Origin of the sequence: Streptomyces sp. YIM 121038 (assembly GCF_006088715.1) — a bacterium.
Lineage (GTDB): Bacteria > Actinomycetota > Actinomycetes > Streptomycetales > Streptomycetaceae > Streptomyces.
Map to the genome: position 1 here is coordinate 3,883,027 of NZ_CP030771.1, position 15,417 is coordinate 3,898,443.

General features: G+C 70.7%; 13 protein-coding genes and 1 tRNA gene. 8 read left to right on the top strand and 6 right to left on the bottom strand.

Features of this window, described 5'->3' with window-relative positions:
- Positions 1–71 precede the first annotated feature (71 nt).
- A complete protein-coding gene (locus tag C9F11_RS16275; RefSeq protein ID WP_138959976.1) occupies positions 72–746 on the bottom strand; it encodes a hypothetical protein in 675 nt (224 codons plus the stop codon).
- A 369-nt stretch (positions 747–1,115) separates the two neighbouring features.
- Between C9F11_RS16275 and C9F11_RS16280 the strand changes: the two genes are divergently transcribed.
- The gene (locus C9F11_RS16280) at positions 1,116–1,499 is read left to right on the top strand and encodes a tyrosinase cofactor (protein ID WP_138959977.1); all 384 of its coding nucleotides are present in this window, start codon (positions 1,116–1,118) and stop codon (positions 1,497–1,499) included.
- Between the two features lie 17 nt (positions 1,500–1,516).
- Entirely contained in the window at positions 1,517–2,344 is an 828-nt protein-coding gene (locus C9F11_RS16285; RefSeq protein WP_138959978.1) for a tyrosinase family protein, read from the top strand.
- Here the strand turns inward: C9F11_RS16285 and C9F11_RS16290 are convergent.
- Positions 2,326–2,658, bottom strand: a complete 333-nt coding sequence (locus tag C9F11_RS16290; RefSeq protein WP_138959979.1) for a DUF397 domain-containing protein — start codon at positions 2,656–2,658, stop codon at positions 2,326–2,328. The genes C9F11_RS16285 and C9F11_RS16290 overlap by 19 nt on opposite strands.
- Positions 2,655–3,509: a helix-turn-helix transcriptional regulator gene (locus C9F11_RS16295; protein ID WP_138959980.1), complete on the bottom strand. Its 855-nt coding sequence runs from the start codon at positions 3,507–3,509 to the stop codon at positions 2,655–2,657. Before C9F11_RS16295 ends, C9F11_RS16290 begins: the two co-directional genes overlap by 4 nt.
- A 158-nt stretch (positions 3,510–3,667) precedes the next feature.
- On the opposite strand from C9F11_RS16295, the gene C9F11_RS16300 reads away from it, so the two are divergent.
- From C9F11_RS16300 to C9F11_RS16310, 3 genes are all read left to right on the top strand, one after another.
- On the top strand, positions 3,668–4,090 hold the full coding sequence (locus C9F11_RS16300; protein WP_138959981.1) for an ATP-binding protein: 423 nt from the start codon (positions 3,668–3,670) through the stop codon (positions 4,088–4,090).
- A gap of 127 nt (positions 4,091–4,217) precedes the next feature.
- The gene (locus tag C9F11_RS16305; RefSeq protein ID WP_171075748.1) at positions 4,218–10,499 is read left to right on the top strand and encodes a glycosyl hydrolase family 18 protein; all 6,282 of its coding nucleotides are present in this window, start codon (positions 4,218–4,220) and stop codon (positions 10,497–10,499) included.
- Positions 10,500–10,609: 110 nt separating this feature from the next.
- A tRNA-Cys gene (locus tag C9F11_RS16310) sits at positions 10,610–10,684 on the top strand.
- 18 nt (positions 10,685–10,702) lie between these two features.
- Here C9F11_RS16310 and C9F11_RS47395 read toward each other — a convergent pair.
- Positions 10,703–11,680, bottom strand: coding sequence for a L,D-transpeptidase (locus tag C9F11_RS47395; RefSeq protein ID WP_249401758.1), 978 nt, complete (start codon positions 11,678–11,680; stop codon positions 10,703–10,705).
- A gap of 106 nt (positions 11,681–11,786) precedes the next feature.
- On the opposite strand from C9F11_RS47395, the gene C9F11_RS16320 reads away from it, so the two are divergent.
- Positions 11,787–12,377, top strand: a complete 591-nt coding sequence (locus C9F11_RS16320; RefSeq protein WP_138959983.1) for a SigE family RNA polymerase sigma factor — start codon at positions 11,787–11,789, stop codon at positions 12,375–12,377.
- Entirely contained in the window at positions 12,367–13,080 is a 714-nt protein-coding gene (locus C9F11_RS16325; protein ID WP_138959984.1) for a L,D-transpeptidase, read from the top strand. The genes C9F11_RS16320 and C9F11_RS16325 overlap by 11 nt, the downstream gene beginning before the upstream one ends.
- Before the next feature lie 8 nt (positions 13,081–13,088).
- Here the strand turns inward: C9F11_RS16325 and C9F11_RS16330 are convergent, their stop codons facing one another.
- Positions 13,089–13,778, bottom strand: coding sequence for a nitroreductase (locus C9F11_RS16330; RefSeq protein ID WP_138959985.1), 690 nt, complete (start codon positions 13,776–13,778; stop codon positions 13,089–13,091).
- Positions 13,779–13,884: 106 nt separating this feature from the next.
- On the opposite strand from C9F11_RS16330, the gene C9F11_RS16335 reads away from it, so the two are divergent.
- The gene (locus tag C9F11_RS16335) at positions 13,885–14,562 is read left to right on the top strand and encodes a TetR family transcriptional regulator (protein ID WP_138959986.1); all 678 of its coding nucleotides are present in this window, start codon (positions 13,885–13,887) and stop codon (positions 14,560–14,562) included.
- Positions 14,563–14,828: 266 nt separating this feature from the next.
- Here the strand turns inward: C9F11_RS16335 and C9F11_RS16340 are convergent, their stop codons facing one another.
- Positions 14,829–15,374 (bottom strand): AAA family ATPase, encoded by a 546-nt coding sequence (locus tag C9F11_RS16340; protein WP_138959987.1) that lies wholly within the window; start codon positions 15,372–15,374, stop codon positions 14,829–14,831.
- Positions 15,375–15,417 lie beyond the last annotated feature (43 nt).

Sequence of the window (15,417 nt, forward strand, 5' to 3'; positions counted from 1 at the left end):
CTCTTCCACGGAGGTCGCGGGGCTGCTCTCTCGGCCCCCGGAACGAGGCCCGGCGGGTCAGCGAACCCGGCTCACAGCACCTTCGCGCTCTTCAGGACCGCGTCCGCCGCCTCCTGCTCGGCGCCCGTGCCCGGCTTCGCCATGCCCATCAGGAACACCGACCGCGCGGCGTCCGCGCTGATCACCGTCAGGCGCAGCCGGGTCTCGCCGCCCTCGCCGCCCTTCATCACGAGGACGACGGTGTGGGCGGGGTGCCCGCCGACCGTGGTCGCCTCGGACTCGGTCTGCTCCGCCGACCCGTCCGGGTTGAAGAACTCCGCGTTGGACCGGGCGGCGCGCTCCGTCTGCGCCTTCAGGTCCGGCTCCGCGACGGCGCCCCCGCGCCCGGTGACCACCATGCCGAACCGCTCGCCGTCGCCGCCCTCCCGCTGGCCCTCCGCCTCGCTCTCCGTCCGGATCGAGCTGGTGAAGGCGTCGACGAGGTCCCCCTTGTCCCGCTTCCAGCCCTCGGGCAGCCGGTACGAGACCCCGGCCTTCAGGTCCGTCTCCCAGGGCCGCCCCGCCAGCGGCTCTTCGTCCCCGCCCCTGCTCCACCACCAGGCCCCGAGCCCGGCGCCCACCAGCGCCACGACGACCACCGCGACGGTCCCCCGCCGCCGCGACCGCCCCGGCTGCGACGCCTGCGGCGACCGCGGCGCATAGGGAGGCGGAGGGGGAACCGGGGCCTGCGAGGGCGGTGTCGTCATGCGCACCAGTGTCACCAACAGCCCGGAAACGGCCTTGAGTACGGGTACTCAGGGGCTACTCACGCGGCACGGCTTTTCGGACACGTTTTCCTTGTGACGCCGCGCACGGGCCGTGGTGCGACTGTGAAGATCTTTCACGGTATCGTCACTTTCACCGCAGGATCTGCGGTCCGCACCCCGCGCGGGTGAACGCGCCGCAGGATCGGCGTCGTTCAAGAATGCACTATTTGTGCGCAAGTGTCCGTAAGCACGGGCAACCCTTCGCGCCGATTACGGCCGCAGATCTCCCTCCCTGTACGCATGGTCACGGCGGTTCCGGCCCGACCACCGGAACCGCCTTTCCACCACGCACACTTGGGGGTTTTACGCATGTCCGGAATCACCCGTCGCCAGGCCATCGGCGCCGCGAGCGCCGTCGCCGGGGCCGCCGTCGTCGGTGTCGGCGCCGCCCAGGGTCCCGCCGTCGCCGCCGGCCACGGCGCCGAGCCCGGCTCCTTCGACGAGGTCTACCTCGGCCGCCGCATCCAGGGCGGGCCCGCCACAGGCCACGGCGGCCACCACGCCGACCACGGCGGCGGCTACTCCGTCCGCATCGACGGCGACGAGCTCCACATCATGCGCAACGCCGACGGCACCTGGATCAGCGTCATCAACCACTACGACCCGCAGGCCACGCCCCGCGCCCTCGCCCGCGCCGCCGTCGACGACCTCCAGGGCGCCGCCCTGGTCCCGCTCGCCCCCGCCACCCGCTGATCCGGAGCCCCGCCGCCATGACCGTACGCAAGAACCAGGCCCAGCTCACCGCCGACGAGAAGCGCCGCTTCGTGAACGCGCTGCTCGCGTTGAAGCGCGACGGGCGCTACGACTCCTTCGTCTCCACCCACAACGACTTCATCATGAGCGACCGCGACGACAGCGACCGCGTCGGCCACCGCTCCCCGTCGTTCCTGCCCTGGCACCGCCGCTTCCTCATACAGTTCGAGCAGGCCCTCCAGTCCGTCGACGCCTCCGTCGCCCTCCCCTACTGGGACTGGACCACCGACCGCACCCCCGCCGCCTCCCTCTGGGCCCCCGACTTCCTCGGCGGCACCGGGCGCCCCCGCGACGGCCAGGTCACCGACGGCGCCTTCGCCTCCGCCGGCAACGGCTGGCGCATCAACGTCCGCGTCGACGGCCGCGACTTCCTCCGCCGCAGCCTCGGCTCCAGCGGCCTCCAGCTCCCCACGAAGGCCGAGGTCGACTCCGTCCTCGCCATGCCCGTCTACGACGCCCCGCCGTGGAACAGCGCCTCCGACGGCTTCCGCAACCACCTCGAAGGCTGGCGCGGCGTGAACCTCCACAACCGCGTCCACGTCTGGGTCGGCGGCCACATGGCCACCGGGGCCTCACCCAACGACCCCGTCTTCTGGCTCCACCACGCCTACGTCGACAAGCTGTGGACCCAGTGGCAGTCCCGCCACCCCAACGCGCCCTACCTGCCCGCAGCGGGCACCCGCGACGTCGTCGACCTCCACGACACGATGCGCCCGTGGGGCAACGTGACTCCTGCGGAGATGCTGGACCACACGCGGTACTACACCTACGACGTAGCCGCCTGAACGAAGTCCCGCCAGGCCCCTGCCGTGAACGCAAGGCGGGGGCCTTGCTTGTTCTTGGAGTCCCGTATGTGGATGATGCTGGGGGTCGCGGCGACCTCGACGCAGTCGCTGGGGTTACTGCTGTCGCTGTAGCTGCTCTTGGTCCACTCCAGCGCGACCTCGACACAGCTGTCGCCCTCGCTGCCGCTGCTGTAGCTGCTCTTGGTCCACTCCAGCGCGACTTCGACGCAGTCGTTGCCATCGCCACTGCTGCTGTAGCTGCTCTTGAACCACTCCAGATTGGAAGCTTCCCTGACGGAGAGCACGTGGATCATGTTTCTCCCAGCATGTGCTTGATGAAGGCGCGCGACTTGCGTGGCGATAGAGCCTGGGCCCGAATCATGCCGAAGCGCAACTCCAAGACGCGGAGTTGCTTCGGGTCGGAGACCGGTCGGCTGCCGAACGCCCCTTCAGAGCGTCCCAACGCCGTCCCATCAGGGAACTTCAGCACTTCAATCATGCCCCCAGTTCCGGGGTGTTCCTCACTTGCAGTTGGCAGAACTTGGAGCGAGACGTTGCGCAACTTGCCTACCTCCAAGAGGCGTTCCAGTTGCTGGCGCCATACCATTGTGCCTCCGACTGGGCGGCGTAGCGTCACCTCCTCCTGCACGAAGCTGAGGGCCGGTGCGGGCCCCCTCTGAAAGATCGATCGCCGCACCAAGCGGGCAGCCACTGCGCGTTCCAGTTCTTCCTCCGTGTAGGCGGGGAGCCAACCTTCGAACAGCGCCCGCATGTGATCCTCCGTCTGGAGCAGCCCATGAATGTTGTGGTTGCTGTAGAGGCACAGCTCAACCGCCCGCTCCTCCAGCTTCGCCAGTTCTCGAACCTTCTTCGGGTACCTCGCCTTCGCCATCTCCTCCTTCATCGCCGAGATGAAGCCGTTCGCCCCGAGCACCCGGTCCACCGCGTCCAGGTACTCGGGGCGCGGGATCCTCGCCCCGCGTTCCACCTTGCGCACCTGGTCCTCGCCGTAGCCGATCGCCTCGCCCAGTTCCGCCGCGCTCAGGCCCGCGGCCTCGCGCCAGCGCTTCTGCTGGTGGCCGAGGGCCTCCACGACCGACGCGATCTCGTCCTCGGGCTCGACGTCCCAGCCCGCCCCGTCCACACCCTCGCTGTCCGCGCTCATCAACGCCCACCTCCGAAGTGCCGCCCCGCTCCAACGCGCAGCCGTACCCGTACGACACCCCGGACAGCCGGGACAGGACCGGACAGCGACGGGACAGTCACCGTACGTGCGCGTCGCACCACGGTGCAGGCTAGGCGGCCTGCGCCACGCTGAGGCGCATGAACACACAGACCCCACAATCCCTGACCCCCGTACGGCAGTTCACCGCGCTGATGCCGTCGAGCCCGCGAGGGGCGCGCCTGGCCCGGCGTGCCGTCGTACGCCAACTCACCGCGTGGGAGCGGCCGTTCGAGCGGGCGGAGCATGTCGTGGCCGAGCTGGCGAGCAACGCGGTGCGGCACGGGCACGTGCCGGGGCGGAACTTCCGTCTGACGCTGCGGCTCGCGGCGAGCGGGGTGCTGCGGGTGGAGGTGAGCGACACGTGCGCCGAGCGGCTGCCCCGCGCCCCGGGGGCGGCGGGGCCGGACGACGAGTCGGGCCGGGGCCTCGCCCTGGTGGCGGCGTTCGCGGACCGGTGGGGCACGGAGGTGGGGCCGGAGCCGCGCAAGACGGTGTGGGCGGAGCTCGGCCACGGCCGGTAGGGCCGGGGGATTCTCCTGGGCCGCGAGCTGTTGATCGGGCGTTGATCAGCCCCGATTACCTTCCGGCACTATGAGACATCCATATCGCCCACGCGGGGCCCCGGCCCGGCAGGGCTTGGCGGGAGCCGTGGCACTGGCCGTGCTCACGACACTGCTACAGGTCCTCGCAGTCGCCCAAGGGACGCCTGCCGCCGCCGCCATGCACACCTACAAGGCGGCTACGTTCAACATGGCGAACGGAAACCGTTGGGACGAGGGCTCGAAGTTCGACAAGGGGAAGGGAAACCTGGAAACCGACGTCCTGCTCGCCGAGGAACCGGACATCGTGGCCCTTCAGGAGATGGGGAGCAACGCACCGTGCAAACCGAACGAACACGAGACACGTCAGGTAACGAGCGAAAGGCTTGACGACACCGAGGAGCCGACGGACTGGACGGTGACCAAATGCGACTCACCGTTCGACGTGGCGAAATACGACCTGTTCTTCCTCGTCATCGGGAACGGCAACCTGACGAGAAACCTCGGCTTCCTAGTCAAGGAGGACGAGGGCGTGCCGTTCGACGACAAAAACGTCCACGTCATCGGCCGTGCCGATGACGGGAACCGGTACGACAGCCCCAAGCCCATGCTCGGCATCAAGCTCGGCAACACGTGGTTCTACACCATGCACGGGGCGAACAACGACCACAACAGGCCCAGGGACCAGGGCGACACCGTCAACCGCATCCGCGCCGCCAGGGAGGACGCGGGCACCAACAGCTGGACGGTGCTCGGGGACTTCAACAAGAAGGCGGAGGCGTGGACCGATCCCGAACTCGACGGGGCGCGCGTCGTGGACTCCGAAGCGGCCACGTACGCGGCCCCGGTCAAGCAGGGGGACCCGCTTCCCACGCTCGCCACCGGAAAGAACCTGGACTACGCGATCAGCAGCACCAAGCCGCCGGCCAACTACGGCGGCGTGCGCCTGGACGACGTCTACTCCGATCACCACGCGGTGTTGTTCGAGACGTTCTGTCCCGCTGGAAATGTCGTGCCGCGCTCCACCGCACGCGCCACGGACTGCAGGAAGCAGACGGCCACCGTCTCCATGGGCGACAGCTACATCTCCGGCGAAGGCGGCCGCTGGCAGGGCAACGCCAACACCCGGGACAAGGGCTCCTGGGGCACCGACCGTGCCGACGACGGGACCGTGGTCTACGAGAAGGGCACGGACGGCAAGGACGACTGTCACCGCTCCGACGTCGCCGAGATCAAGGGCGCCGAGATCTCCGGCATCCCCAAGGAGCGACGCTTCAACATCGCCTGTTCCGGCGCGGAGACCAAGCACGTCATCGACACGGAGCAGAACGGTGAGAAGCCGCAGGTCCAGCAGCTCGCCGACATCGCGGGGCAGTATGACGTCGACACCGTCGCGCTCTCCATCGGCGGCAACGACCTCGGGTTCTCCGGCATCGTCAAAGGCTGCGCGGCCTCCTTCGAGCTGAACCTGGGCGCCTGCGCCAAGAAGGCGGGTGAGCAGATCCGGCGTGACCTGGAGCGCGTACGCAAGAACGTCGTCAGGTCGGTCGACGCCATCCGCGCCACCATGTCCAAGGCAGGACAGCCGCCGGGCAGCTACCGCCTGGTGCTCCAGTCCTACCCGGCCCCGCTGCCCGCGTCCGCCGACATGAAGTACGGCGAGGAGAACAACGACCGGTACAACAAGGGCGGGTGTCCCTTCTACGACGCCGACGCGGACTGGACCCGCGACTACGCCATCACCGCCATCAGCACCATGCTGCGCGGCGCCGCCGATGAGTCGGGGGTGTCCTTCCTCGATCTGCGTGACGCCCTCGCGGGGCACGAGCTGTGCGCCAAGTCGACGCGGCAGGCGTCGTCCGACCACACCCTCGCCAAGCCCCTTCCGGCCGAGGACGCGGAGTGGGTGCGCTTCGTCCCCGGGTTCACCACGCCGGGCGAAACGCAGGAGGCGATCCACCCCAACGCCTACGGCCAGAAGGCCCTGAGCGCCTGTCTGACCAAGTTCGCGGCGGCGACGGGCGGCGACACAAGCCCGTGGACGTACACCTGCCGGGGCGAGAAGGGCAGCAAGCCCGGTGACATCGGCGTGTCCGGCGACCCGGCGATCGAAGCCGCCGTCCGCACCGCCGACAGCGGCCCCCCGTACCAGTACCTCTTCCGCGGCCACCAGTACGCCCGCTTCGAAGAGGGCACCGACAAACCGCTCGGCGAGGTGAAGGACATCGCGGCGGGGTGGTCCAGCCTGCGCGGCACCTCGTTCGCCAGCGGCTTCGACGCGGCCCTCGAAGCGGAGAAGTACGGCAAGCGCCAGCTGATCCTCTTCCGTGGCGACCAGTACGTCCGCGTCGAGATCCCGATGAACAGCGCCGACGACACCCTCGTCAAGGGGCCGATGTCCATCACCACCGGCTTCAAGATCTTCGAGGGCACGCCCTTCGCCAACGGCGTGGACGCCGCCGTGGAGATCGGCGACGACCGGATCATGCTGTTCAGGGGCGGCCGGATGGCCATCTTCAAGCTGGACATCGACGGCACCGGTGACAAGTGGGTGATGGAGCCCCGGGCCATCTCCGAGGGCCTGCCCGCCCTCAAGGGCACCGGCTTCGAGAGCGGCATCGGCACCGCCATGCAGCGGACCGTGTACGACCCGGAGCCGAACGGCTCCGACGTCTACCTGATCAACGGAGCCCAGGCCCTGCGCCTGTTCCTCGACGAGGACCTGACGAAGAGCAAGATCGAGAAGGGGCCGATGCCCGTCACGGAGATGTGGCCGTCCCTGAAGGGCTCCATCTTCTCCGGCGAGGGCCCGCAGTCTCCCCGCAGCGTGCGCATCTCCTCCTGGACTCGCAACCTTGGGACGGTCAAGCGCGACAGCGTGCTGCAGCGCCACGGACCCAGATCCGAGTGGGTGTCCACAGGCCCGGACAACGCCAGCACAGGACGGTGGTACATCACCGGTGACCTGAAGCAGGACGGGGAGCTGGAGACGACCATCAGGAACCAGACGGGACGGTACCTCCAGGGAGACGGCGGAAAGTCATCGCAGTGGGCGTCCGTCACCGACACACCCCGTGCCTGGAAGATAAAGGGATCGTCCAAGGGCAATCTGTATCGCATCACCACGGATGACGAGAAGTGGTGCTTGGCCGCCGAGAGCTTCTCTGACGACTGGGGTTTTCTGGAGCCGTGCGCGGGCGACACCAGGGCGAACCACTTGTGGTACATCGAGAACGCGGACATCACCATCACTCCCCGCCCCCAGCCCATCCACCGCACCGGCCACCTCAAGTCCGCCAAGGACGACCTCGTCGCGGACGTCGACAACGCGTGGTCGGAGCCGGGCACCCGCGTGAAGGCGCTCGCGTCCAAGGACCACCCCGCGCAGAAGTGGCGGGGGCGGGCCACGCCGGAGGGGTGGCAGATCATCAGCGCCCTGGACGGCGCCCCCGTACTGGCCCATGACACCGGCAAGCACGAGGCGCGGCTCGCCAAGGACGACGACGGGGACAAGGACCAGCTGTGGCAGGCCGAGGACGCGGGTGACGGGTGGACGCGGCTGCGCAACGGCGGCCGGTGTCTGACAGCGGGCGGCGAGGACGAGACGCTGGCCCTCAAGGACTGCGCGTCCGACGACGCGGGGCAGCGGTGGAAGGCCCTCGGAGTCACTCCGGAGCCGGACGACAACGACAAGGGCGGCGACGCCGGTGACCCGTACGACGACGGGGAACCCGTGCGCGACGACAAGCCCGCCGCCTCCGGCGACTGCCGTCCCGACGGGATGGCGAAGACGGCCGGGGTGGACACGCCGTACTGCGACGTGTACGACGAGCAGGGCCGCGAATGGCTCGGCAACGGCCGCTCGCGGCGGGTGGTCGGCTACTTCACGGGCTGGCGGACCGGCGCGAAGGGCGACCCGAAGTACCTGGTCGGCAACATCCCGTGGACCAAGGTCACACACATCAACTACGCGTTCGCGCACGTCAAGGACGACAAGATCTCGGTCGGGGACACCTCGGACCCGAAGAACCCGGCCACCGGCATGACCTGGCCCGGCAACCCGCGTGCCGAGATGGACGACTCGCTGCCGTACAAGGGGCACTTCAACCTGCTGACCAAGTACAAGAAGCGGCACCCGGCGGTGAAGACGCTGATCTCGGTCGGCGGCTGGGCCGAGACCCGCGAGTTCTACTCGATGGCCACGCACGCGGACGGGTCCGTGAACCAGGGCGGCATCGACACCTTCGCCGACTCGGTGGTCGACTTCCTCCAGCGGTACGGGTTCGACGGGGTGGACATCGACTACGAGTACCCCACCGCGCTGCCCAAGACCGGCAACCCCAAGGACTGGGACGTCGCCGACCCGCGCCGCAAGGGCCTGACCAAGGGCTACAACGCGCTGATGAAGACCCTGCGGGAGAAGCTCGACCGGGCCGGGGCCGACCGGGGCCGGTACTTCCAGCTGACCTCCGCGGGCTCCTCCTCCGGCTACCTGGTGCGCGGCCTCGACTCCGGCCAGGCGCTTCAGTACCAGGACTTCGTCAACGTCATGTCGTACGACCTGCACGGCTCCTGGAACAAGTACGTCGGCCCGCAGGCGCCGCTGTACGACGACGGCAAGGACAACGAGCTGGCCGCCGCGGGCATCTACGACGACCAGAAGGCGGACACCAAGGACTTCCAGAAGCACGGCTACTTCAACACGGACTGGGCCTACCACTACTACCGCGGCGCGCTGCCCGCGGGCCGCGTCAACCTCGGCCTGCCGTACTACACGCGCGGCTGGCGCGACGTGCAGGGCGGCCAGGACGGCCTGTGGGGCACCGCGTCCCTGCCCCGGCAGGGCGACTGCCCGCTGGGCACCGGCGGCCGGGGCGGCGACTCGGACTGCGGCGCGGGCGCCGTGGGCATCGACAACGTCTGGCACGACGTCGAGGACGGCAAGGAGGTCGCCGCGGGCTCCAACCCGCTGTGGCACGCCAAGAACCTCCAGCGCGGCACCACCCCCGGCTACTTGAAGTCGTACGGGCTCGACACGGCGAAGCAGGAGAACAGGCTGAGCGGGCGCTACGAGGAGAAGTACAGCTCCGAGCTTGAGGCCCCGTGGCTGTGGAACGCGGACAAGAAGGTGTTCCTGTCCACCGAGAACGAGCGGTCGATCGACGCCAAGGCCCAGTACGTGAAGGACAACGGCATCGGCGGCGTCATGCTGTGGGAACTGGCGGGTGACTACGCCGAGCGCCCCGGCGGCGAGTACGGCATGGGCTACGACCTGACGACCCGCCTGGACAAGGCCCTGCGCGCCGCGGGCCCCTACGGGGCGACCAAAGCGGGCGAGGGCCGCACCCTGCCCCGGCAGGTCATCGACGCCGACGTCGACCTGGTCGACTTCCCCACCTCCGAGAAGGACTTCTACCCCCTCCAGCCCAAGCTGCGCATCACCAACAACAGCGGCGAGACCCTCGGCCGGGGCACCGAGATCTCCTTCGACATCCCCACCTCCGCCCCACCGGTCATCAAGGACGGCGCCTACAAGGAGATGCCGATCGTCAAGCCCGGCCGCAGCGGCCCCAACAAGGGCGGATTGAAGGCCGACTTCCACCGCGTGACCATCGAACTCGGCTACTGCGAGGACATACCGCCGGGCAAGTCCATGGACATCGACGTCAAGTACTACCTGCCGATCACCGGCCCCGCGAACACCACGGTCAAGATCGGCGACGAGGAGTACGGCATCACCGGTGACAAGCGCCGGGGCACCGACACCGTGGAGCCCCCAGCCCCGTCCTCGGGCACCTGCCCCGCCGTCGACTGGAAGCCCGGCAAGACCTACACGCCCGCGGCGGGCCGCCTCTGGGGCGCGTTCGACAAGGGGGACAAGGGCTGGCAGTTCGAGTACCAGCAGATGAACATGGATCACTACCCCGACCAGTCACGGGTCCACCTCGTCTCCCCCTCCACGACCAACCCCAACCAGTTCTGGCAGGTCAAGGACGTGGGCGACGGCTGGTACAGCATCGGCAACGGCGACAAGTGCCTCACCGCCACCGACTCGGGCCAGGACCTCGCCACCCGGGACTGCGGTGACGGCGAGCAGCAGCGCTGGCGGTTCGTCCCCGTCAACGACGACGGCACCGAGGGGCAGCCCGGCGGACCCCGCCACGGCAAGCTCTTCAAGCTCCGCGCCGCCACCGGACAGGAGGCCGAGGCCGCCAACGGCGACAACGACCACGCCACCCACATCCTGACCGGCGACCCCGAGCGCGCCACCGGCGCCTACGTCAAGCACGACGGCTTCTACTGGTACGCCCAGTGGTACACCACCACCGAACCGGGCAGGACCGAAGCCGACGGAAGCAGCCCCTGGAAGCGGCTCGGCCCCACGCCGTAGCTCCTCCCGGGGTTCATGAACGCCGTATGGCAGTCCCGTTGCGGCCGTGGCCGTGGCCTTGAGCAAGGTCACGGCCACGGCCTACGGTCGACGACAAGAGAGCACAGCTTGGCCGTGTGCCCGAGTGGTTTAGGGATTCGCCTGCAAAGCGAAGCACACCGGTTCGATTCCGGTCACGGCCTCCAGGACGGAGCGGGCGGCGCCTACAGGGCGCTGCCCGCCTTCCATTGGTCCCACGGCACGTTCCAGTCGCCGTACCCGTTCCCCGCGGCCACCGTCTCCGTGGAGCCGGTGACACGGACGACGTCCCCGGGGATCACCTCTTCGTAGAAGCGCCGCGCCGTGCCGTCCGTGGCGAGGCCTATGCAGCCGTGCGTCACGTTGCTGTTCCCCGCGAACGTGTTGGCCTTCGGGTTCTGGTGCAGATACGTGCCCGACGTCGTCAGGTGCACCGCGTAGTCGTAGTAGCCCTTGTACGCGTCTCCGTAGCCGACGGTCCGGGAGTCCATGAGGACGCGGCGCTGCTTGTCGGAGACGACCATCGTGCCGTTCCAGGTGTCCATCCCCGGAGCGCCCGCCGTGATCGGCACGCGGCGCGTCGCCCCGGCCTTCACGACGGTCATGGTGTGGCTGCGCACGTCGACGGTGGCCACCAGGGAGCGGCCCACGGTGACCGTCGTGTCGATGGCCCTGCCCGCCCGGACGGTGATCTTCGTACCGGGCTTCCAGTACGACCGGGGGCGGTAGTCGATCCGCTGCCCTTCGTGCAGGTTGCGGTCCTTGACCCAGCTCCAGGAGCCGGTCGTGCCGTTGTCCGTGGTGACCTTCAGACGCTTCTCGACCGCGGCGCGCTCCGACGCCGGGACCGGCCGGGCGAACGTCACCGACACCGGCATGCCGACGCCGACCGTCTGGCCGTCGAAGAGGTTGACCTTGGCGCCCTCGCGCAGCGCCTCCGGCAGCGGCTTCGCGCGCGGGGACGGCTTGGCGGCCGGGGCCGCCGCGGCGGGCTTGTCGCCCTCGGCGCCGCCCGTGCCGCCCGCGCCGCCCTCTCCGCCGCCGCCCCCGCAGCCCGCGAGCAGCAGCGCGCCGAGCGCCGCCGCGGCTCCCCTGCGGCCCCAGATCCGGGCGTTGCCCCTGGTCCCGCGCTGTCCCCTGGTTCCCGTGCTCGCCCCGCTCAACAGAGCCCCCCTGTGTGGTGTGCTTCGATGTACGCGACCTGTACGCACGCCGGGGGCCACCGGGTTGCATGCCGTGCGGGAAAGTTTTCGGGACCTCGGGGGCGGCATGACGGAGGACGAGTTCGACGTGTTCTACGCGTCGGCGTTCCCGCGCGTCGTCGGCCAGGTGTACGCGTTCACCGGGGACCACGGGCAGGCCCAGGACGTCGTCCAGGAGGCCTTCGTCCGCGCCTGGGACCGGCGGCGCGACTTCCTCGCCACCGAGGCCCCGGAGGCGTGGATCCGCACGGTCGCCATGCGCCTCGCCGTCAGCCACTGGCGGCGGGCCCGGCGCTGGCTCGACCTCGTGCGCCGCACCCCGCCGCCCGAGCACGCGCCGGGCCCGGACCCCGAACACCTCGCCCTGGTGGCGGCCCTGCGGCAGCTGCCCGACGCCCAGCGCCTCGCGATCGTGCTGCACCACCTGTGCGACCTCAGCGTGGACCAGGTGGCCGCGGAGACCGGTGCCCCCACGGGGACGGTCAAGGCCCGCCTCGCGCGCGGGCGCGCGGCGCTCGCGAAGCTGCTCACCGTGAGCGAGGCCGACGCCGTCGGCGGGCCCGCCACCGCGCTCGGCGGACCCGGCGCCGCGCTCGGCGGGCCCCGTGCCGCCCTCGGCGGGCCGCCCAGCGAGAAGGAGACCGGCCGTGTCCGATGACCTGTCCCGCGAGCCGTCCTTTTCCGACTCCGCCGTCCCGCAGCCCGCCGCCCCTGGGCAGTCCGCCCCGGAGCAGTCCGCCCCGGAGCAGTCCGCCCCGGACCTTTCCGCCGCCCTCCGCGCGCTCGCCGGGAGCGGTGCGGCGCCCGCGCCCATGGCCGGCGCCCAGGTCCGCCGCCGCGCCGCGGCCCGGCGGCGGCGCCGGCGGGCCGCCCTCGCGGGGGGCGCCGCCGTCGCCGTGGCCGCCCTCGCGCTCGGCCTCACCAGCGCCCTCGGGGACGGCTCCGACGCACGGCCCGCGCCGCCCGCCGCGCCCGCCACGCGCTCCGCCGCCGCGCCCGCCGCGACCGTCGACCTCGGCTCGCGCACGCTGGCCCTGGGCGGGCGGAGCGTGCCCGTCTCCTCCGGCAAGGAGTCCCACCCGACGCGCACGGGCCGGATGACGGTCGTCGCCAAGTACCGCATGAAGCGGCTCACCAGCGAGTCGGTGGGTCTGGGGCAGGAGTACGACGTGTCCTTGCCGTGGGTGGTGGAGCTGCGCGGGCCGGACGGCCGGAGCAACTTCATCCTCGCGATGACGTACGCGGAGAACGCGCCCGGCGTGCGGGACGCCACCCGGGGCTCCATCGGGCTCCGGTCGGCCGACGCTCGGTGGGTGTACGAGCGGCTGGAACCGGGCGCGGTCGTGACGGTGCGGCGCTAGCGCAGGCCCTAGTGGTGGAAGGCCGTGGTCGACTCGACCGGAGCCCGCCCGGTCCGCACCCGGTTCACCGGCGCGGCCTCGTCGGCGTGGCCGAAGGAGACGCCGACGAGCAGCTTCCCTCCGGTGACGCCGAGTTCGGCGCGGACCGTGTCGGCGTAGAAGCTCAGCAGCCCCTGCGGGCAGCTGTCCACGCCGTACGCGGTCATCGCCAGGAGCAGCGTCTGCAGATAGGCGCCGACGTCCGCGGCGAGGCGCGCCTCGCCGTCGCCGTGGACGAAGAGGAACGCCACGTGGGGCGCGCCGTAGAAGGCCAGGCTCTCCGCGTCGTAGGCCGCGCGGCCCGCGTGGTCGTCGGGGCCGATGCCCAGCGCTCCGTACAGCTCGGCGCCGAACGCGGCCCGGCGCGCCCGGTGCACCGGCGCGTACATCTCCTCGGCGTACGGGAAGTCCGCCGAGGTGCGCCCCTCGGCGTGGGCCGTCCGCAAGGCGGCGGCCAGGCGCTGACGTGCCGCGCCGCTCACCACCTCCACCTGCCACGGCTGCGCGTTGGAGTTGGACGGCGCGGCGGCGGCCAGCGCGAAGATCCGGCGCAGCGTGTCCTCGGGCACGGGGTCCGGACGGAACGCGCGGGTCGCGCGGCGGCCGCGTATCACCTTCTCCGCCCAGCCGCTCGGCTCGGTGGCGACGAACGTGCTCATGGGACTCCTTGACGAGAGGGAGCAGATGTAAACGGGACCGTTTACATGCAGGCGCCACCCTAACGCGATCCTCCGGCCGAAGTAAACGCGCGCGTATACTTCCCCCATGAGCGCACCCGGGAGCACGACCGCCGACACGACCGCCACGCCGCCCCCGCGGCGCGGACGCGGCGGGCGCGAGCGCGTCCTGGCCGCCGCCGCCCGGCTGTTCGCGGCGCAGGGCATCAACGCGACCGGCATGGAACAGATCGCGGAGGAGGCGCCGGTGTCCAAGCGGACGCTCTACGCGCACTTCCGCACCAAGAACGATCTGGTCATGGCCCACTTGCAGGGCCTCGTCCTGTCGGGCGCCACCCTGGAGGGCGTGCTGACCCGCGAGGACATCCCTCCGCGCGAGCGGATCCGCAAGCTGTTCGACCCGCCGGTGACGGACGCGGACCCGACGGTGACGGGCCCGGACACGGACACGGATCCGTCGGCGGCGGACGCGGGCGCGGCCCCCGTGCGCGGATGCCCGTTCATCGACGCCGCCGCGGAGTTCCCCGACCCGGCGAGCGCGGTGCACTCCTACGCCCGGGAGCAGAAGCTGCGCATGGTCCACCTGATCACCGCCCTGGTGACGGAGCTGGGCTGCCGCGATCCCCTCGCGCTCGCCGAACAGCTGGCCACCCTCGCGGACGGCGCGGCCAGCCGCGCCATGGTCCTCGACGACGCGGACTACGGCCGGCACGCACGGGCGGCGGCGGACGTCCTCCTCGACCACGCCCTGGCGGGAGCGGGCTGACCACGGGCCCGAGCACGAGTGAGGGCGGCTCCAACCGGAGCCGCCCCTTGCGCGTCTTCAGAGTGCGGGACCGTCAGCCCCAGCCCGTGTCGTTGTCATCCCCCATGACGTATCTCCCCCGTAGCGAGTCGGATCGTGCGTTGAGTGGTTCGGGACTCTTCCGATGGTGCCCTGCAACTCGCCCGAATTAAAAGGGATTTATGCGGTCATGGAGAGCCTGGAACGTCCTCGCTACCGTACGGGCGCCGGTACGAGACATTCCGCGCTCAGGCCACCGCGGCCTCGTCCAGGCGCGCGAGGAGCTCCGTCACCGTCTGATCCGCCGTCAACTCCGAGCTGTCCAGCCACAGTCCGATGCGCGGGGTCTCGGCGCGCAGACCGGCGTCGAGGGCCTCGACGGTCCACTCGCCGTAGCCGGTCTTGCCGCGGGCGGCCTCGCGGGCGGCGACCGCGTCGGGGCGCGGGGCGAGGACGACGACGTACAGGGGGCGGGTCCGCACCAGGTCGACGTAGCGCTGCAGCTCCGCGCCCAGGACGACGTCCTGGACGACCGCGGTGAAGCCCGCCGCGGCGTACGCGTCGGCCGTGGCCGCCGACAGGCCGTAGCGCAGCCGGAGTTGGGCCTCGGCCGCGCCGCCCGCGCCGGGCTCGTACTCCTCGCGGCCGGAGACGATCATGCGGCGGAACACGTCACCCCGTACGTGCGCCGCGCGCGGCAGGCGCTCCGCGAGGGCCTGCGCGACCGTGGACTTGCCCGCTGCCATGATGCCGGTGATGAGGATGACGCCGTCCGTACCCGTGTGTGCGTTCACGCGCGCGAACGTATCGCAGGGCCGGCCGGAGCTCCTCTTCTTT

Coding starts and splice junctions, on each gene's coding strand:
- C9F11_RS16275 (WP_138959976.1), bottom strand. CDS start 746: ATGACGACACCGCCCTCGCAGGCCCCGGTTCCCCCTCCGCCTCCCTAT.
- C9F11_RS16280 (WP_138959977.1), top strand. CDS start 1,116: ATGTCCGGAATCACCCGTCGCCAGGCCATCGGCGCCGCGAGCGCCGTC.
- C9F11_RS16285 (WP_138959978.1), top strand. CDS start 1,517: ATGACCGTACGCAAGAACCAGGCCCAGCTCACCGCCGACGAGAAGCGC.
- C9F11_RS16290 (WP_138959979.1), bottom strand. CDS start 2,658: ATGATCCACGTGCTCTCCGTCAGGGAAGCTTCCAATCTGGAGTGGTTC.
- C9F11_RS16295 (WP_138959980.1), bottom strand. CDS start 3,509: ATGAGCGCGGACAGCGAGGGTGTGGACGGGGCGGGCTGGGACGTCGAG.
- C9F11_RS16300 (WP_138959981.1), top strand. CDS start 3,668: ATGAACACACAGACCCCACAATCCCTGACCCCCGTACGGCAGTTCACC.
- C9F11_RS16320 (WP_138959983.1), top strand. CDS start 11,787: ATGACGGAGGACGAGTTCGACGTGTTCTACGCGTCGGCGTTCCCGCGC.
- C9F11_RS16330 (WP_138959985.1), bottom strand. CDS start 13,778: ATGAGCACGTTCGTCGCCACCGAGCCGAGCGGCTGGGCGGAGAAGGTG.
- C9F11_RS16335 (WP_138959986.1), top strand. CDS start 13,885: ATGAGCGCACCCGGGAGCACGACCGCCGACACGACCGCCACGCCGCCC.